This window comes from Bradyrhizobium sp. 134 (genome assembly GCF_023074155.1).
GTDB lineage: Bacteria > Pseudomonadota > Alphaproteobacteria > Rhizobiales > Xanthobacteraceae > Bradyrhizobium.
In genome coordinates, this window is sequence record NZ_JADPKX010000086.1 from 559,090 (window position 1) to 577,079 (window position 17,990).

Sequence of the window (17,990 nt, forward strand, 5' to 3'; positions counted from 1 at the left end):
AGACCATCAACTTGCATTTTCTCGCAAGGCACGCCTCCGCCCTCTCGCGGCGCATTCGCCCGAGCTTTGCCCGATCGCATCGCCCTCGTCGTAACAAGGGCGCAGGGAAGGCCGAGCGCCGGCTGGCACCCGCAGATCCGTGCACGATAGAAATGCACACGGGGTGGACCACAGGTTCGCCGGATCGCCCGGCCTTCCCTGCGCGATGGTTTTAACGTGTCCTTCGTGCTCTCCCCGGGGAGCGATGCACTATTGCCCCCGTCGCCCCGCAGATGACTGATGCGCGCGCCCCGGTTGGACCGCCACATCACCACAGGACTTGACGCACAGACCCCGGGCGTCAGGACCACACGACTTGTTCGTCCGCGCACGTCCTCGCTGGGACTTCGGGAGCTGGCGTGTGCTCGCACCCGAAACCATGCGAAGACGCTGTCGGCGCCGTGTCGTAGACGCGAAAGCCTTTGCTCACGGTTTCCCGCCCTGCAAGGCTCGCCGCGCCCGACGCCGTCGCGTCCATCGCTGCCCAACCCGCGGTTCGTGACGATCGCGATCCGCCCCTTGTCCCGGGTCAGGGTATCGCTCACGTACGACAAATCCGAATTTCGGTAAAGTAGAATATTTTGGCGAGCCGGGATTGACACGCGACGCGGGAATTTGCGCGGGTGTTTTGCCCGACGGGCAAGACGGCTTCAGCTACTCCGCCGACAGCCGCACCATCTGGCGGCCGCCGTTCATTTCCTTGAGGCTGTTGACGAAGTTTTCCGGGCGCTGCCAGCGGTTGGGGACCTTCAATCCCATGTACTCGGCGATGTCGCCGATGAAGCCGGTGCAATTGGTGGTCTCGGCATTCCAGACCGGCGAGCTCGCCTGCAATTTCTTGATATAGGCAAACACGCGCTTGGCGTCCGCTTCGTTCAAATAGACGCGGTAGTTCGCGGTCAGGTAATCGGGGTCTAGATCGCCGTAGCTCGCGCCGGTCTCCGCCGGCACCCAGGTGAGGTGACCGAGCACATAGGCCCAAGTGTCGCCGGCCGGCGTGAGCCCTGCCACTTCGACGGCGCGCTCGCTGGTCTTGCCGTACCAGACGAAGGCGTGACCCCAGCTCGCGGCCGTGCGGGCTCGGAAATCGACGTAGTACGGGCCTTTCTCCGCGCGCGCGACTGCGCGCCGCGTCGTTTGCGGCGCCGGCCGTGATACGGCGTCGGTCGTGGCAAGCGCGTTTGCGTCAGCAACGCGCTTGTTCGCTTCGTGGGCCGAGGCCGAGGGTGTCGTGCACGCGAGCATGGCCGCGAGCGCGAATCCCGCAAGGATGCAGGGTCCCGATCGATCAGGTTTGTTCGTCACGCTATGCCCCTCGAATGTCGGCCACTCACGCAGAGTCTACGCTTGCTTCTGCGTATTTCGCTGCGCGTCAGTAGCGCGCGGCGACGGGGCCGGGCGCCTTGCCGATCGGGGCCTTTCCAACCGGGCTCTTGCCAATCGGCATCTTGCCGATCGGCGCCTGCTCGGAATAGACGGGAACGGGCTGGCGGCGCGGCAGATCCGCAGCATTCGCAACCGTCACCAGAGCAAGCGTAGCACCCACGACAAATACAATCTTCTTCACAGTCATACCCCTAGAAGGTTTGGTCCAAACACGGCACCGCCGTGCCCCCAGACACGCCTCACAGAAGGGCGGCCGAATGCGTCCACAGTGCGGCATCCGCGCGACATGTTGGCGGCATCTGCCGGGCGCGCGGAGACGTGATGTGTCTGAACGTTCGCCTTCGCGCCGCTCGTTGGTCAGTGATCGGCGCTGAGGCGGAAATGCATCTCGATCTTCGCGGGTGACGCATCGCCCGCCGCGCGCCAGGGTGAAAAGCCAGGGGTGGGATCAGGATCGGAGGGGAGATCGATCGGCCAGCTCTGCGTCGGCGAACCCGGAAGCGTCAGGCTGACGGCGCGGTGACGCGTTTTGTACGTCAACGATGTGGAGGCAATGATCGCTTTGCGCTCGCCTTCATGCGCGCGCCAGTTCGGAGGCAAATTGGCATTGGCATAACCTGTCGCTTCCTCGACCTCGATGTGCACATCCTCCGCCTTGTCCGGCAGCGTCATGCCGGCGGGAAGGCGAAACTCGATGTGGAGCGTCATGTAGCCGTGACTGAGATAGGGCGAGCGGATGAGTTCGTACCAGCCCCAATAGCCAAGGATTGCCGCGATGAGCAGAACGGTCAGAGCAAAGGGCGCAGAGAGCTGCGTGGTGCGGTGAGGCGTAGTGTCGGAGGTTTCCGTGGGCGGCTGTGGCGTTGCGTTCCGGACCAGGCCGAAGCGCACGAACAGCCAGATGCCGGCGATCAGGCCAACCACACCGCCGATCGGACCGATGTCGAAGAAGGCGCCCATGGCGATGCCGCCATCGCGGTCTGGCCCGGCCAGCGCGATCACCAGTGCGGCAAGGGCGGACCAGCCGGCGAGCGCGCCGAGCAGGGCGGAGAAGAGGCCGAGGATCAAGCGCATGTCCGGATTGGTCGCGCGGATGGGGATCGCGGTTCGAACCATCCCGAAGGATCGGGTGCCTTCACCCGATCCGGTTCAGGCTGTTCCTGATGGTCGAGAAGATGCCGCCGATGTCTTTTCGCAGGCCGTCGAGCGCGTTGAAATTGTCGAAGATGCGGGCGAGGCGGTCCTCGACCTCGCGCTTGCTCTTGGTCAGCGCGTCGACGCGCGAGGCGAGGCTGACGTCGCCGCTCGCCTCGATCTCGCCGACGGTTTCGGCGAGGAGGTCGCGCGTGGTGCCGACGTCCGCGATCATGGCCTCGATTCCGAACACGGGCGCCTTCAGTGGGACGAGGTCAGCCTGCGACTTCGACAGCTCCGTCTTGAAGGCGTTCAGCGTCGCCAGCGTTTCCTGTAACGCGCCGAGGCGCTGGCGCGACTGGAGAACAAAATCGTTCAGCGCATTCTGGCGGTCGGCAAGCGTCTTGCCCTCGGCGTCGATCTCGACACCGGCGAGCGAGCGTTCGAGCTGGGCCCGACGCTGGCCGAGTTCTTCGAAGTCGAGCCCGATCCCTTTCAGGATGTGGAAGCTGTCGTCGATGCGGGCCAGGCGCTGCTCGATCTCGACCTTGTTCTTCGACAGCGTCTCGACGCGGGTGCCAAGCGGCGGTTCGCCGACGGTTTCGAGCTCGTCGACGCTCTTGACGAGGCGCTCATGGCTGAGGCCCAGCTCGCCAATCAAGGCATTGAGGCCGGCGTCCGAGGCGCGCAGCGGCACCAGCTCGGCGTGGGACTTCGCCAGATCTTCCTTGTACTGGTTCAGGGTCGCAAAGGTGCCCTGGACCGTGCCGACCCGGGACAGCAACGTCGATACGTCGCGCGCGATGTCCTTGAGCCGGTCGGCGAGATTGTTCTTGCGGTCGTCGGTCTCGAGGTCGTGCAGCGAGCGTTCGAGCTGGTTCTGGCGGTCGCGGATCTCGGTGAAAACCGGCTCGACCGCGCGGCGCTGCTCGGCGACCTTGCCGACCATGTCGCGCAGTTTCTGCTGGCGGCGGCGGATTTCGGCGAGCTGGTCGTGCATGTCGGTGGATTCGTTGCGGCCCCGCTGCAGCAGGGCGCGCTGCTCGGTCTCGCCCAGCTTGTCATGGAGGGCGGAGACGGCCTCCCGGGGATCGCTCTCGATCAGGTGCTGGACGGTAGCGTCGAGGTGGTTCTGCAGGGCATGAGCGACGACGACGTCCTCGCGGGTCTTCTTGAGGCGGTCGCGCAATGTGTCGAGGCGCCGGTCCTGGCGCGAGAGCCGCCAGGCGGAGGCGCCGATCAGTGCCAGCGCCAGAGCCAGGATCGCGCCGGTCGCAAACCGCTGCGGGACAGGCAGGCCTCCGAACCAGGCAGGCAGGTGGCCGACATCGTAACCGAGCGCCTGCTGGGCGAAGATCGCGATGGCGGTGAGCAGAACAAACCAGGCAACCAGGAAAAACAGCCACATCGTGACTTCCTCACGCCGGCACACATTATCGCCATAATTGCTATTGGAGAGCGGAACCGAGATCAAGGGCGGCGGGGGCTTGCCGGATAGGTCCGGTCGCACGATCCACGGCTGAATGCGTCAGCCGATCGGTGGAGGAGAAGTTGGTTGCCGGGATTTCCCGAGCTTGGATGGAGTGTTCCGTAGCCTGGATGGAGCGAAGCGCAAGCCGGGTTCTGCAAGCCTTGCCAGCCCCGGATTTCGCTTCGCTCCATCCGGGCTACCGCACCGCGTTGGTGGCTACAGCCGAAACTCGTTGGTCAGCTCGCCGATGCCGTCGATCGCGACGGTCACGATGTTCACCGGCTCTTTCATCACGCCGACGCCGACCGAGGTGCCGACGGCAATGAGGTCGCCGGGGAGCAGGGTCATGTCGTGGGAGATCCTGCTGACCAGCTCCTGCGCGGAGAAGATCATGTCCGATATCGGATAGTTCTGCCGCTCCGCGCCGTTGAGGATGGTGCGGACCACCAGCTTTGCCGGATCGAGACCGGTGGCGATGACAGGGCCGAACGGGCCGTAATCGTCGATGCCCTTGGCCCGCGCCCATTGCGGGAAAGTGGGATCGCTGGTCAGGATGTCGTTGGCAGTGATGTCGTTGACGCAGGTGTACCCGAAGATGAAGCTGTCCGCGTCCGCCGGCGACACCCGGGCGCAGGTCTTGCCGATGACGATGCCGAGCTCGCCTTCATACGTGGTCTTGCCGTCGTAATAAGAAGGACGGCGGATCACGGCGCCTGGTGTCGTAATGCTGGTGGTGGCCTTCAGGAGGTAGAGCGGCTCGGGCGGCTCGGGCTGGTTGAGCTTGGCCGCGAGCGCGTGAAAATTGTTCCAGAGCGCGACGATCTTGCTGGGCGCGCAGGGCGCGAGCAGTTCGACCTCCGGCAGCGCCAGCGTCCTGCCGGTGGCCGCATGGCGGCCGAACATCTCGCCCTCGTGCACGCTGATGCCTGACGAATTCAGCGTGCCGAACCCGGTGGCACCGCTATTGCGGAAGCGGAGCCATTGTTTGATCTCGCGAGCCATCACGCCACCGCCAGTGCGCGCGGATCCGATCGTGTCGAGATGCCGTCGTAGAGACCGGCGATGCGGGCGCGCTGGGTCACCATCGCCAGCACTGAATCGAGCGCGGGGGTGGCGATGCCGGTGAGGCGGCCCATCTCCTGCACGACGGTGACGAGCGGGTCGATCTCCATCGGGCGGCCGCGCTCGAGATCCTGGAGCATCGAGGTCTTGTGCGCGCCGACCTTGCGGGCGCCTTCGATGCGGCGCTCGACGTCGACGCGGAATTTGACCCCGAACGTCTCGGCGATGCCTTGCGTCTCCATCATGATCGCGCGCGACAGCGCGCGGGTCGCCGGATCGGTGCAGATCACGTCGAGTGTTGCATGGGTGAGTGCGCTGATCGGGTTGAAGCAGACATTGCCCCACAGCTTGAGCCAGATCTCGTCGCGGATGCGGTCGAGCACCGGCGCTTTCAGCCCGGCTGCGACGAAGAGATCGGCGAGGCGTTGCACGTCCGGGGTGGTCTCGCCGGAGGGCTCGCCGAGCGGAAAGTTGTTGCCGTAGACGTGACGGATCACGCCGGGCGCCTCGATCTCGGTGGCGGGATAGACGATGCAGCCGATGGCGCGCTCGGCGCCGATTTCGCGCCACTGCCGTCCGCCGGGGTCGATGCTCTCCAGCGTCGAATTCTCGTATTGGCCGCCGTGCTTGTAGAAGTACCAATAGGGGATGCCGTTGACGGCGGTGACGATGCGGGTGTGGGGGCCGAGCAGCGGCTGCATTGTCTCGATCACGCCGGTGATCGAGTGCGCCTTCAGCGTGATGATGATGTAGTCCTGCACGCCGAGCTCGGCCGGATCGTCGGTGCAGCGCGGATGCACGGTGTGCTTCTCCTCGCCCGCGAGCAGCGTCAGGCCGCGCTCGCGCATCGCGGCAAGGTGCGCGCCGCGTGCGACCAGGCTGACATCGGCGCCCGCGCGCGCGAGCTGAACCCCGAGATATCCACCGATTGCGCCGGCGCCGTAGATGCAGATCTTCATGGAATCCTCGCGGAGCAGCAGAAGCCGGATTTCGGGACGAAAGATCCGGTCCGGCTCGGAAGGGTCCGAGCCGGGGCCGGTAGTCGCAGGGGAAGTGAGGCGCTTTAAGCTGCTTGCGGCGTGCCGTTGAGTGCTTCGTCGATGACGGCCGCGATGTCGCGCATGCTGATGACCGAGACGAGGCTGTAATCGTCGATGACAGGCAGGTGCCGGATGTGATTCCGGTTCATCAGATGGCGGACGTGCTCGATCGTGTCGCTCGAGGTGCAGGACACGAGTTGCTGCACCGAGACGAGCTGCGAGACCTTGACGTTGACGGCATTGGCGCCGTGCTCAGCGACCGCGCGCACGACGTCGCGCTCGGTGAACATGCCGACCGCGGTGTTACCCTCGGAGCGGACCACGTCCTTCACCACCAGTGCGCTGATATTGTTGGCGCGCATCAGCTTGGCGGCGATACCCACCGTTTCGTTCATTCGCACCGTGACAACGCGCGGTGTCTTCTTGCGCAGAATGTCTCCGACCAGCATTGCAACCTCCCTGGGTGAATGATGTGGCAAGTGTGGTATACATAATGCCAATCGTCAAGCGTTCGGTTTGGCTGATCCGAAAATTCTTGCGGCAGCAATGCTGACATTTATCGTGAGCCAAAAAGAAAGGGGCGCATCGCTGCGCCCCCTGTCACACCCATGCAAGGCGTGTGGTTATGCCGTCTCGGTCTTGGCGTTCCCCGTCGCGGCGTTGGCGCTCTCGGCTTCCTTGCCGAGGATGAAGGAGCGGCGCATCGGCTTGATCACGAACAGCGCCGTCAGGGCTGCCGTCGCGTTCAGCGCGACTGCGACCACGAACACGGCCTTCCAGCCATAGGTGGCCGAGATCACGCTTGCGAGCGGAACGAGCAGGGACGCCGTCCCCTTCGCCGTGTAGAGCATGCCGTTGTTGGTGGTTGCAAACTTCGAGCCGAAGGTGTCCCCGCAGGTCGCGGGGAACAACGAGTAGATCTCCCCGAACACGCCGAAATAGACGGCGGTGGCGAGCACGAAGACGACGGGCACGTGGCCATAGGCCGACAGCGTCAGCAGCATCAGCGCGGCGGTGCCGAAGGCGATGAACATGGTGTGCTCGCGGCCGATCGTGTCGGAGACGAAGCCGAAGAAGGGCCGTCCGAAACCGTCGAAGATGCGGTCGAGCGAGATCGCGAACGTCAATGCCGCCATCTGGAAGCCGGCGAGCGTGACCGGCGTGTCGGCGATCTTGAAGTCGTGCGCGATCGGGGCGATCTGCGCCGCGGTCATCAGGCCGCCGGAGGCAACCATGACGAACACAAGATACATCACCCAGAAAATAGGGGCGCGCAGCACCTGGGGCGGGGTGAAGTCGATCTTGGTCTGCGGCAAATTGAGCTGCTTCTTCTTCGGCGGAATCGAGAGCCGCGGCGGCTGGATGAAGAAGGCGAGCACGAAGACGATTACGCCCTGGCCGATGCCGAAGGTGAGGAACGCGTGCTGATAGCCGCTCGTCGCGATCATGGTCGCGATCGGCACCACGGTGAGTGCAGCGCCTGCGCCGAAGCCGGCGGCGGTTGCACCGGCGGCAAGGCCGCGGCGATCGGGAAACCATTTCAGTGCGTTGCCGACGCAGGTGCCGTACACCGCGCCCGCGCCCATGCCGCCGATGATCGCGGCCGCGTAGAGCAAGGTGAGGCTATCGGCATAGGAGTTGAGAATCCAGGACAGCGCGATCATGACGCCGCCGAACATGATGACGATGCGCGGGCCGTATTTGTCGACGAACCAGGCCTCGATCGGCACCAGCCAGGTTTCGGTGACGACGAAGATGGTGAAAGCGAGCTGGATCGCGGCGCGTCCCCAATGGTGCGCGTGATCGATCGGATCGACGAACAGCGTCCAGCCGTATTGCAGGTTGGCGATCATCGCCATGCAGACGATGCCCATGACCAACTGGAGCCAACGGAAACCTGTGCGAAGAGGCGCGGCCGTGACAGCGCCATCGGTGCTGGAAATCATCAAAAACCTCCCGAGCGCCTGTCTGGTTCGACACCGGTCGCAAGATGACCTGATGTCGCAATATTGTGGCGTATCGTCGCAAGCGCGATGAGAACCTTGGTATACCATATTCCAGATTGCAAGTCTTATCTTGGCGCGCCACTGACAAAAATATGCGGGGTTCCGTTTGGGAACGGCGGACTCATGAAGACGTTGCGCAAAACGAAAACGCCCGGCCGTGAGGCCGGGCGTTTTGCACGAGAAGGCGCTTTTGGAGCGCGTCAGACAGTCGATTGCGCGACCACCACCTTGCGCCAGGGCTTGAGCACCGCGATCGCCAGCGCCGAGGCCAGGATGTTGGCGCCGGCTGCGATGATGAACACGTTGTCCCAACTGCCCGACGATTGCTGCATGTAGTTGCCGATCGGGACCAGCAGCGCGGCCGTACCCTTTGCGGTGTAGAGCAGACCGGCATTGGTGGTCGCGAACTTGGCGCCGAACGTGTCGGTGCAGGTCGAGGGGAACAGCGAGTAGATCTCACCCCAGGCGAAGAACACGAAGCCCGAGAGCAGCACGAACCAGAGCGGATCGTGGCCCCAGAGGTAGAGCATCCAGATGCCAATGCCTTCCATGCCGAAGGCGATGAACATGGTGTTCTCGCGGCCGATCATGTCGGAGATCCAGCCGAAGAACGGACGCGTCAGGCCGTTGAGCACGCGGTCAATCGTGGCCGCGAAGGTCACCGCGGTCATGGTCACCGCCATCAGCGTGACCGGCACGTTGTCGATCTTCCAGTCGGCCGCGATCGGCTTCAAATTGGCCGTCACCATCAGGCCGCCGGCGCCGACGATCACGAACATGAAGTACATCAGCCAGAAGATTGGCTGACGCAGCACTTCGGTCGGCTGATAGTTGCGGCGGGTCTGTTGCAGATTGGCGTTCGCCACCACGCTGGGCACTTGGCCTGCCTTGGGCGCCAGCAGGAAGAAGGCGAGAATGCAGATGATGATGCCTTGTCCGAGGCCGAAATAGAGGAAGGTGGTCTGGAAACCGCTGTCCTTGATCATGGCCTGGATCGGCGCGACGGTCAGCGCAGAGCCTGCACCGAAGCCCGCGGCCGTGATGCCTGCGGCAAGACCGCGCTTGTCCGGAAACCACTTCAGCGCGTTGCCGACGCAGGTGCCGTAGACGCCGCCGGCGCCGATGCCCGCGATGATCATGCCGAGATAGTAGCCGTTGAGCGTGGTCGCCTGCGCGTTGATCGCCCAGCCGGCGGCGCAGAGCACGCCGCCGACCAGGACGACGAGGCGCGGACCGTATTTGTCGACGAACCATCCTTCGATCGGCACGAGCCAGGTCTCGAACAGCACGAACAGGGTAAAGGCCCATTGGATCGACGCGCGATCCCAGCCGAACTTCTTCTGGATGTCGGGGACGAAGAACGTCCAGCCGTATTGATAGTTGGCGATCATCACCATCGCCGCGACACCGACCGCCAATTGCGTCCAGCGATACGTGTCGCTAACGCGCGCGGCTGTCGGGGCGGTTGCTTGCACCATGTCCGTCATAAAGCCTCCCGTGGCGCCTCTCATTTTTCTGCGAGCGCTGGAACGGCATTCTTGTATGCATTATGCCAAGCTTCAAGCGCTGGTCCGGTCACCGTGCGCAAATGCCGCAGGACCTTGCCCGGTTGCGGCTGTGACTCAGGACAGCACAAGTAGAAATGGCCCCGTCATCCGGGGCCATTCATCAAAAGTAGTATGCGGACTGATCTAAAACCGTCTGCCGCTGTGCGCGCAGGGGCGGGAGGTTGCCCGGGTCACAGGCCAAAGCGCGGCAGGTCGCCGTTGTGATTCGAGATCTTGGCGCTCGCCATCAGGAGGCGGTCGATCGTGGCCATCAGACGGGCGAACAGCGAGGAGGAGGGCGCGAGAGCGACGGAGGCGGTCTTGGACATCGAATTCCCTTTCTTGAGACGGTCAGTAGTGCTGTCTCATTTCGAAGGGGAATTTATGTATACCAGATGCCAATGTCTATGCATGCCATTGCATAGCAGCATTTAGCTCTTCGCATTGCAGCATAACAATCCGTTAAATGGGCCGGTTTGAGCGGGATATGCCCAAGACCGGCCGAAACTGAACCATATGACCGTCGATGTCCAAAAACGGAGCCTTGGCAGCGGTACACGAAGCCGTTAGTGGTCTGCCCCTTCCAATCATCTGTCAGAGTGGTTCATGTCGAGCGCCTCGCCCGCCGTCTCGATCGGCATCGATTTTGGGACCAGCAACACGGTCGTGGCCCTTGCAGCGGACGACCGCCGGGTCGAGGCCATCCGCTTCGACCATGGCGGACAGCGCCACAGCGTCTTCGTGTCGGCGCTGTGTTTCTGGGAGGACCGGCCGGGCGCCGGCGCCCAGGCCGAAGGCGGCCCGTGGGCGATCGAGCAGTTCCTCGAAGGACGACATGTCTACCGCTTCCTCCAGTCGTTCAAGACCTTCGCCGCGAGCTCCAGCTTCAACACCACCCAGGTGTTCCGGCAGCGCTACAAGTTCGAGGATATTTTGGCGGCGTTCCTGCGGACGCTGGCGCGTCATGGCGGCGATAAATTCGGCTTCGAGACGTCCACCATCACGGTCGGTCGCCCCGTGCGCTTTGCGGGCGGCAATCCCGACGAGGCGCTGGCGATGCAACGTTACCGGGCCGCGTTCGAGCGCCTTGGGGCCGGTCACGCCCGCTACGTCTACGAGCCTGTCGGAGCCGCGTTCTCCTTCGCCCGCCGGCTGGAGCGCGATGCGACCGTGCTGGTCGCGGATTTCGGCGGCGGCACCAGCGATTTCTCGGTGATGCGGTTCTCGCGTGCCGGCGGGGCCTTGCGCGCCGAGCCGCTCGGCCATGCCGGCATCGGGATTGCGGGCGACACCTTCGATTACCGCATCGTCGATCACGTCGTCTCGCCGCGGCTGGGCAAGGGCTCGAGCTTCCGCTCGTTCGACAAGGTGCTACCGATCCCCACCGGCCACTACACCAATCTCGCGCGCTGGCATCAGCTCGCGATGATGAAGAGCAACGGCGACCTGCGCGAACTCCGGGAGCTTGCGCGCACCGCGGTGAAGCCGGCTCTGCTCGAGGATTTCATCACCATCGTCGATCTCGACCTCGGCTTTGCGCTGTACCGCGCGGTGTCCGACGCCAAGGTCGCACTGTCGGCGCAGGACCAGGTAGAGTTCCGCTTCAAAGGCGGTGGCGTCGACATCGGCTCGACCATCACGCGGAAGAATTTCGAAGCCTGGATTGCCGACGATATCGCGAGGCTCGGGGCTACCGTCGACAAGGTGCTTGGCGAAGCCGGCATTACCGCGCGCGAGATCGAGAAGGTGTTTTTGACCGGCGGCACGTCCTTCGTGCCAGCCGTTCGAAGACTGTTCGCCGAGCGGTTCGGCAACGAACGGCTGATGTCAGGCGACCAGTTCGAGTCGATCGCCTACGGCCTTGCTTTGATCGGACATAGCCCGGATCCCGACCGCTGGACCGCAAGTGGCGGCCTCCAGTCGAGGGCGGGCGCGTAGCCTGCGGTACGCGCGGCCGCCCCTAAGTCCCGTCCGGTCGCTATTGCTTGATCTCAGGCTCGACGAGCTTCGCGAGATTGCGCAGCGATTCCTGCCAGCCGAGATAACATGCCTCCGGCGGGATGACGTCGGGGATGCCGGCCTGCGTGATATCCAGCTCAGTGCCGACGGATACTTTCTTCAGGATCACGGTGACCTGGATCTCGCCCGGCAGATTGGGATCGTCGAACCTGTCGGTGTAGCGGAGACGTTCGCCGGGGACGAGCTCGAGATATTCGCCGCCGAAGGCGTGGCTGTTGCCCGTCGTGAAGTTGCGGAACGACATCTTGAACGTGCCCCCGACCTTCGGCTCGAAATGATGGACGGTGCAGGTGAAGCCGTTCGGCGGAAGCCATTTCGCCAGCGCATCCGCCTCCAGGAAGGCGCGATAGACTTTCTCCGGGCTGGTCGTCAAAACGCGGTGCAGGCGGACAGTGCTGGGCATGATCAGTCTTCCTCGTGAAGCGCCGGGCTCGACGTCAGCGTCTATTGCCCGTTCATGTCCAGATGACGGACGAGGTACCGCCGATCCGACGGGGCATCTCGAATTTTTTGATGGATCCACGCATGTGGCGCTCGGCAGCCCTCCCAGAGCAGCTCGCCGGCGGCGAACGATGAGCGCCGAATAGCGCACGTCCTGTACCTACCGCCGGGCTCCCGGGCCGTTAAATTCGGCCAAGCCTTGCAAATAGCGAGGATGTGGTATACGTTGAGGCTGTTCGTTCAGCCGCTGTGCCTTGTTGAATGCGCCCGCGGGCTCCTTTTCCATAGACATCGACGAATAGAATTTGTTCTGCGTGACGAGCACGCGGAACCTGCGCGTATGCGCTTTGGAGAAGAAAATGACGACAGGTACTGTGAAGTGGTTTAACGGCCAGAAGGGCTTTGGATTCATTCAGCCGAACGACGGCGGCAACGATGTGTTCGTTCACATCAGCGCGGTCGAGCGGGCTGGTCTTGCAGGTCTCGCTGAAGGCCAAAAGGTCAACTTCGAGCTCAAGACCGACAAGATGCGGGGTAAGGTCAGCGCTGAGAATCTCTCGCTGGCCTAAAGCCTTGGTGCCGTTTCACGGATGTGCTGAAACGGCCATGCCACCCGCTCGATCCCAGGATTGAGCGGGTTTTTGTCCGTTGCAGAGCAGGGTGAATAATGAGCGCCAAGAGACCGGCCGAACCGTCACCCGAAAGCATCGCGCGTACTAACCGTCAGCGGTTGGCCGCAGAGGAAGGCGCTCGGGCGATGGTGGATGTTGGAAAGCAAGCCGTCGATGTTCGCAAGAACATGGCGCGGCTTCGAGAGCTGCGCGAAGCCAAGGAAGCGGCAGACGCCGCCCTTCAGGCATCATTGCCCGCCGCCACCCCGACGAAGCGCAAGAAGAAGGTGACGCCATAGCTGGCTTCCATTGCGCCGACGACACCTCGGAGAGGGCCGATCACATGCCAAAGAGTGCGGGTCGTGCCTAGAATCAAGTCGGATGGCGGAGGCACCATCACCTTCTTTCTCGCGCTTGGCGCGGGACGACAGATGTGCCGTCTTGCGACGACCTTCCTGACGCAGAAGCAGGCTTTCAGTTATCTTCGCAAGAACCGGACCGAGTTCGAGCGTATGGCGCGGGCGCGGCTCGCTTCCGGTGCAGTCGAAGACGGAATCGTCGTGCTATCGATGCTGTAGGGCAGGCGCAGGTTTCAGTGCCGCGCCTTCAGCGCAATCCGCGATCGGAGTCTGGGACCGACGTTCTTATTCGGAGCCCCTTCCCGGCTTCGCCTCCCGGGCCAATCGCTCCGCTTTCAGCCGTTCGCGATTCTCGTTGAAGGAGTTCTGGTCCTTCGCATAGTCATTGATCGGCTTCTGCGTTGTCGCAGGCTTGAACGCCTTGTTGGCTTCACGCTTGGCGCGATCAGAGGATTGATCTTTCGACATTTAAGCCCTCATTTTGATCAACGAGCGTGGTCCTGGCGAGTGCCGGACGCGACGCCACCTGTGCCCGAACTGAAAGGCCGACTTGCCATCCTCGGAAGCGGAGGCGACCAGTTCTTCAGCGTGGGGCAGGGTCTTTGCGAGGCGTGCTGCACTCGCCGTGGAGATTGCATGCTGGCTTTTCCGGGCATGCTCGCATTTCCGGGAGCACGCCGGTCGAGGAGTAACGGCCGGCCACCGCATCTGTTCCTCGCGAAACAATCTTTAATCCAGCCTTGGCGGCGCGGCAAGCGCGCCGATCGTGCGATGCAGCCTTTGCGCGCCAACAAAAAGGCCGCCGAAGCCGGCGGCCTTTCGCGTCGTGAGATAAGCCCGCTTACTCCGCGGCCTGCTTTTGCGGCGGATCGAGCGCGCCGGACTTGTGGATATCGGCGACCTGATGGTCCGAGAAGCCAAGCACGGTGCGCAGGATCTCGTCGGTGTGCTCGCCGAGCAGCGGGGAGCGCTCCACCTCGCTCGGGGAGTCCGACAGCTTGATCGGGTTGCCGACCGAGATGTACTTGCCGCGGGTGGGGTGGTCGACCTCGACCACGGTGCCGGTCGCGCGCAGCGACTGGTCTTCGGCGATCTCCTTCATCGACAGGATCGGGCCGCAGGGGATGTCGTCCTTGTTGAGGATTTCCATCGCCTCGAACTTCGTCTTCGTCATCGTCCACTGTTCGATGCGGCCGAAGATTTCGTTGAGGCGCGGCAGGCGGACGGCCGGCTTGGCGTAGTTCGGATCGGCCTTCCAGGAGGGCTCACCGATCACGTCGCAGATCTTCTCCCAGACCGGGGCCTGGGTGATGAAGTAGATGTAGGCGTTGGGATCGGTCTCCCACCCCTTGCACTTCAGGATGCGGCCGGGCTGGCCGCCGCCGGAATCGTTGCCCGCACGCGGCACGGCATCACCGAACGGAATGCCTTCGCCGAACTGGCTGTATTCCTTGAGTGGACCATGGGCGAGGCGCTGCTGGTCGCGCAGCTTGACGCGCGCGAGGTTGAGCACGCCGTCCTGCATCGCGGCCGTCACCTTCTGGCCCTTGCCGGAATGGGTGCGCTGATAGAGTGCGGTGACGATGCCGAGCGCCAGATGCAGACCGGTGCCGCTGTCGCCGATCTGCGCGCCGGTGACCAGCGGCAGGCCGTCGCGGAAGCCGGTGGTGGAGGCGGCGCCGCCGGTGCACTGTGCGACATTCTCATAGACCTTGCAGTCTTCGTACGGTCCGGGACCGAAGCCCTTGATCGAGGCGACGATCATCTTCGGGTTGATCGCCTGGATCTTCTCCCAGGGGAAGCCCATGCGGTCGAGCACGCCGGGACCGAAGTTCTCGACCAGCACGTCGCACTTCTTGATCAGCTCGGTGAGGACTTCCTTGCCCTTGGGGTTCTTGGTGTCGAGCGTGATCGAGCGCTTGTTGTGGTTGAGCATGGTGAAATACAGGCTGTCCACGTTCGGGATGTCCTGCAACTGGCCGCGGGTGATGTCACCGACACCTGGACGTTCCACCTTGATCACGTCGGCGCCGAACCATGCGAGCAACTGCGTGCAGGTCGGCCCGGACTGGACGTGGGTGAAGTCGAGAATGCGAACGCCCTCGAGCGCTTTTGTCATCGTGTTGCTCCGTACTCTGATCTACCCCTGCACCCGCAGGGACCTTATGGGTTGAAGGGGAGTGCTTACTTCTTCTTCTGCAGAACGCTCTGCGGATTGAGGTTGCCGATGCGGCCGCTCTCGGAACCGGCGGCCGGATCGATCACGGCGTTGATGAGCGTCGGCTTGCCCGAAGCCATGGCTTCGTTGACGGCTCGCTTGAGCTCGTCCGGCGAGGTCGCGTTCACGCCGATGCCGCCGAAGGCTTCCATCATCTTGTCGTAGCGGGCGCCCTTGACGAACACGGTCGTCGCCGGATCGGCGTTGACGCTGTTGACGTCGGTACCGCGATAGATGCCGTCATTGTTGAAGATGACGACGCAGATCGGCAAATTGTAGCGGCAGAGGGTCTCGACCTCCATGCCGGAGAAGCCGAAGGCCGAGTCGCCTTCGACCGCGAGCACGGGATGGCCGGTCTCGAGAGCCGCCGCGATCGCCTGACCCATGCCAATACCCATCACGCCCCAGGTGCCGACGTCGAGACGCTTGCGCGGCTTGTACATGTCGATGACGCCGCGGGCGAGGTCGAGCGTGTTGGCGCCCTCGTTGACGAGGATCGCCTCGGGATGATCCTTGATGACGTTCTTCAGCACGCCGAGCGCGCCGTGATAGTCCATCGGCGATTTGTTGTTCATGAGCTTCGGCGCCATCTTGGCGACGTTCTCTTCGCGCTTGGTCGAAATCGCCTTGGTCCATTCGGCCGGCGGGGCGGTCCAGCCCGAAGCCATCGCCTGATTGAAGGCGGAGACGACCGAGCCGATGTCGCCGACGACGGGCGCGACGATCTCGACGTTGGAGTCCATTTCCTTGGGCTCAATGTCGACCTGGATGAACTTCTTGGGCGCTTCGCCCCAGTTCTTGCCTTTGCCGTGCGAGAGCAGCCAGTTCAGCCGGGCGCCGATCAGCAGCACGACGTCGGATTCTTTCAGCACCGTCGAGCGGGCGGCGCCTGCGCACTGCGGATGCGTATCGGAGAGGAGGCCCTTGGCCATGCTCATCGGCAGGAAGGGGATGCCGCTCTTCTCGACGAAGGTTTTGATCTCCTCATCGGCCTGCGCGTAGGCCGCGCCCTTGCCGAGGATGATGAGCGGACGTTTTGCGCTCTTCAAAACATCAAGCGCGCGCTTGATCGAAGCGGGCGAGGGGATCTGCGCGGGAGCCGCGTCGATCACTTTGACCAGCGACTCCCGGCCGGCATCGGCGTTCATTACCTGACCGAACAATTTTGCCGGAAGGTCGAGATAGACGCCGCCGGGACGGCCGGAGACGGCGGCACGGATGGCACGGGCAAGCCCGATGCCGATGTCTTGGGCGTGCAGCACGCGATAGGCTGCCTTGCACAGCGGCTTGGCGATCGCGAGCTGGTCCATCTCTTCGTAGTCGCCCTGCTGGAGGTCGACGATCTCGCGCTCGGAGGAGCCCGAGATCAGGATCATCGGGTAGCAGTTGGTGGTGGCGTGCGCGAGTGCGGTGAGACCGTTGAGGAAGCCGGGCGCGGAAACGGTCAGGCAGATGCCGGGCTTCTTGGTGAGGTAGCCGGCGATGCCCGCGGCATAACCGGCGTTCTGCTCGTGGCGGAACGAAATCATGCGAATACCGGCCGCCTGGGCCATGCGACCCAAATCCGTGATCGGGATGCCCGGCACATTGTAGATGGTGTTGATGCCGTTCAGCTTGAGCGCGTCGATGACGAGATGAAAACCATCCGTCAATTCCTGCTCGGTGCCCGGTGCTTCGGACTTGGTCGCGGTATTCAGCATGGGCCTTGTCTCCCTGGTCTCAAGATGCCGTTTCAGGCTTTTGGGGGCGATGCCTCGCCCTTCTGGTGAACGTTGCTAGCTAGAAGAGTTCCTGACCATGCGCTTCGACGTAAGCGGCAAGGCCAAGGGTGTGATCGCGGGCGCGCTTCTCGGCGAGTTCGGTATCGCGCGCCTCCAGGGCTTCGATCATGCCGAGATGCTCGGGTAACGACGTCGCGGTGCGGTCCTTGCGTCCGATGGTCAGTTGCCGATAGCCACGCACGTGCAGCAGCAGGTCGTTGGTGAGATCGACCAGCACCGGCGATTCCGACAGCGAGATCAGCGCCTGGTGGAAGGCGATGTTAGCGCGCGAATATTCCTCGACATGATCCTCGGGGAGGCGGTCTTTGCCAAAATCCTTGAAGTAGTCGCGCAGCGCCGTGATGTCTTTCTTGCGCGCCGTGGCGGTGATGAGACGGGCCGCCATGCTCTCCAGCGCCGCCCAGGCGCGGATCATGTCGACGATCTCGCTCTTGGTCCTTCGCACCACCATGATGCCGCGGCGCGGAACCGTCTTCACGAAACCGTCCTGCTCGAGCATCGCGATGGCTTCGCGGATCGGCGTGCGGCTCACGCCCAGGCGCTCGGACAACGCGCGCTCGTCGAGCATCACCGGCTCGGGCGTCGAGTAGATGTCCATCTTGAGGATGGCTTCCTTCAAGGCGTCATACGCCTTGTTCTTGAAGCTCGACTCCGGGGCAATACGAACGATTGCGATATCTGCCTCGGCCATGTTCGGCAACGCCTTGGTTGGTTTCCGCAGTGACACGACGAATCTCCTCCAGTGGGAGTCGTCTTTTACAGGATTATTAACGGGAAAGTTTTTGGCATACCAAATACCAGAATGTCAAGCTGCCTATTTTTTGCAGCGTTCTAAGGTGCGCTGCAGCTTGACAAGTTGGCTTCTGGCATACCAAA

General features: G+C 63.2%; 19 protein-coding genes. 4 read left to right on the forward strand and 15 right to left on the reverse strand.

What is annotated here, in order from left to right:
- Positions 1-693: 693 nt before the first annotated feature.
- From IVA75_RS37455 to IVA75_RS37500, 10 genes are all read right to left on the reverse strand, one after another.
- Complete coding sequence (locus tag IVA75_RS37455; RefSeq protein WP_027569137.1) at positions 694-1,344, reverse strand: hypothetical protein; 651 nt, start codon at positions 1,342-1,344, stop codon at positions 694-696.
- Between the two features lie 67 nt (positions 1,345-1,411).
- Positions 1,412-1,612 carry a hypothetical protein gene (locus IVA75_RS37460; protein WP_007608336.1) on the reverse strand — a complete coding sequence of 67 codons (201 nt, stop codon included), beginning with the start codon at positions 1,610-1,612 and terminating at the stop codon, positions 1,412-1,414.
- A 170-nt stretch (positions 1,613-1,782) separates the two neighbouring features.
- Positions 1,783-2,541 (reverse strand): hypothetical protein, encoded by a 759-nt coding sequence (locus IVA75_RS37465; RefSeq protein ID WP_027569138.1) that lies wholly within the window; start codon positions 2,539-2,541, stop codon positions 1,783-1,785.
- 19 nt (positions 2,542-2,560) lie between these two features.
- Positions 2,561-3,967: a hypothetical protein gene (locus tag IVA75_RS37470; protein WP_247288857.1), complete on the reverse strand. Its 1,407-nt coding sequence runs from the start codon at positions 3,965-3,967 to the stop codon at positions 2,561-2,563.
- 279 nt (positions 3,968-4,246) lie between these two features.
- Positions 4,247-5,032, reverse strand: a complete 786-nt coding sequence (locus tag IVA75_RS37475) for a fumarylacetoacetate hydrolase family protein (protein ID WP_247288858.1) — start codon at positions 5,030-5,032, stop codon at positions 4,247-4,249.
- Positions 5,032-6,051, reverse strand: coding sequence for a 2-dehydropantoate 2-reductase (locus IVA75_RS37480; protein WP_247288860.1), 1,020 nt, complete (start codon positions 6,049-6,051; stop codon positions 5,032-5,034). Before IVA75_RS37480 ends, IVA75_RS37475 begins: the two co-directional genes overlap by 1 nt.
- 104 nt (positions 6,052-6,155) lie before the next feature.
- The gene (locus tag IVA75_RS37485) at positions 6,156-6,581 is read right to left on the reverse strand and encodes a CBS domain-containing protein (RefSeq protein WP_027569141.1); all 426 of its coding nucleotides are present in this window, start codon (positions 6,579-6,581) and stop codon (positions 6,156-6,158) included.
- Between the two features lie 174 nt (positions 6,582-6,755).
- A complete protein-coding gene (gene oxlT, locus IVA75_RS37490; RefSeq protein WP_247288862.1) occupies positions 6,756-8,078 on the reverse strand; it encodes an oxalate/formate MFS antiporter in 1,323 nt (440 codons plus the stop codon).
- A gap of 260 nt (positions 8,079-8,338) precedes the next feature.
- A complete protein-coding gene (gene oxlT, locus IVA75_RS37495) occupies positions 8,339-9,625 on the reverse strand; it encodes an oxalate/formate MFS antiporter (RefSeq protein WP_247288864.1) in 1,287 nt (428 codons plus the stop codon).
- 251 nt (positions 9,626-9,876) lie between these two features.
- Positions 9,877-10,014 carry a hypothetical protein gene (locus IVA75_RS37500; protein WP_007608347.1) on the reverse strand — a complete coding sequence of 46 codons (138 nt, stop codon included), beginning with the start codon at positions 10,012-10,014 and terminating at the stop codon, positions 9,877-9,879.
- 277 nt (positions 10,015-10,291) lie between these two features.
- Between IVA75_RS37500 and IVA75_RS37505 the strand changes: the two genes are divergently transcribed.
- Entirely contained in the window at positions 10,292-11,623 is a 1,332-nt protein-coding gene (locus IVA75_RS37505) for an Hsp70 family protein (protein WP_247288867.1), read from the forward strand.
- Positions 11,624-11,663: 40 nt separating this feature from the next.
- Here the strand turns inward: IVA75_RS37505 and IVA75_RS37510 are convergent, their stop codons facing one another.
- A complete protein-coding gene (locus tag IVA75_RS37510; protein WP_007593330.1) occupies positions 11,664-12,107 on the reverse strand; it encodes an SRPBCC family protein in 444 nt (147 codons plus the stop codon).
- Positions 12,108-12,504: 397 nt separating this feature from the next.
- Between IVA75_RS37510 and IVA75_RS37515 the strand changes: the two genes are divergently transcribed.
- From IVA75_RS37515 to IVA75_RS37525, 3 genes are all read left to right on the forward strand, one after another.
- Positions 12,505-12,714 (forward strand): cold-shock protein, encoded by a 210-nt coding sequence (locus IVA75_RS37515; RefSeq protein ID WP_007593324.1) that lies wholly within the window; start codon positions 12,505-12,507, stop codon positions 12,712-12,714.
- Between the two features lie 98 nt (positions 12,715-12,812).
- Positions 12,813-13,055, forward strand: a complete 243-nt coding sequence (locus tag IVA75_RS37520; protein ID WP_007593322.1) for a hypothetical protein — start codon at positions 12,813-12,815, stop codon at positions 13,053-13,055.
- Positions 13,056-13,109: 54 nt separating this feature from the next.
- Complete coding sequence (locus tag IVA75_RS37525) at positions 13,110-13,334, forward strand: hypothetical protein (protein ID WP_027569146.1); 225 nt, start codon at positions 13,110-13,112, stop codon at positions 13,332-13,334.
- Positions 13,335-13,400: 66 nt separating this feature from the next.
- Here IVA75_RS37525 and IVA75_RS37530 read toward each other — a convergent pair whose 3' ends face one another.
- From IVA75_RS37530 to IVA75_RS37545, 4 genes are all read right to left on the reverse strand, one after another.
- On the reverse strand, positions 13,401-13,583 hold the full coding sequence (locus tag IVA75_RS37530) for a hypothetical protein (protein WP_247288870.1): 183 nt from the start codon (positions 13,581-13,583) through the stop codon (positions 13,401-13,403).
- A 373-nt stretch (positions 13,584-13,956) separates the two neighbouring features.
- Positions 13,957-15,234 carry a formyl-CoA transferase gene (gene frc, locus IVA75_RS37535; protein ID WP_247288873.1) on the reverse strand — a complete coding sequence of 426 codons (1,278 nt, stop codon included), beginning with the start codon at positions 15,232-15,234 and terminating at the stop codon, positions 13,957-13,959.
- A 65-nt stretch (positions 15,235-15,299) separates the two neighbouring features.
- Complete coding sequence (oxc, locus tag IVA75_RS37540) at positions 15,300-17,033, reverse strand: oxalyl-CoA decarboxylase (protein ID WP_247359721.1); 1,734 nt, start codon at positions 17,031-17,033, stop codon at positions 15,300-15,302.
- A 79-nt stretch (positions 17,034-17,112) separates the two neighbouring features.
- Positions 17,113-17,805, reverse strand: a complete 693-nt coding sequence (locus IVA75_RS37545; RefSeq protein WP_197031202.1) for a GntR family transcriptional regulator — start codon at positions 17,803-17,805, stop codon at positions 17,113-17,115.
- Between the last annotated feature and the right edge of the window lie 185 nt (positions 17,806-17,990).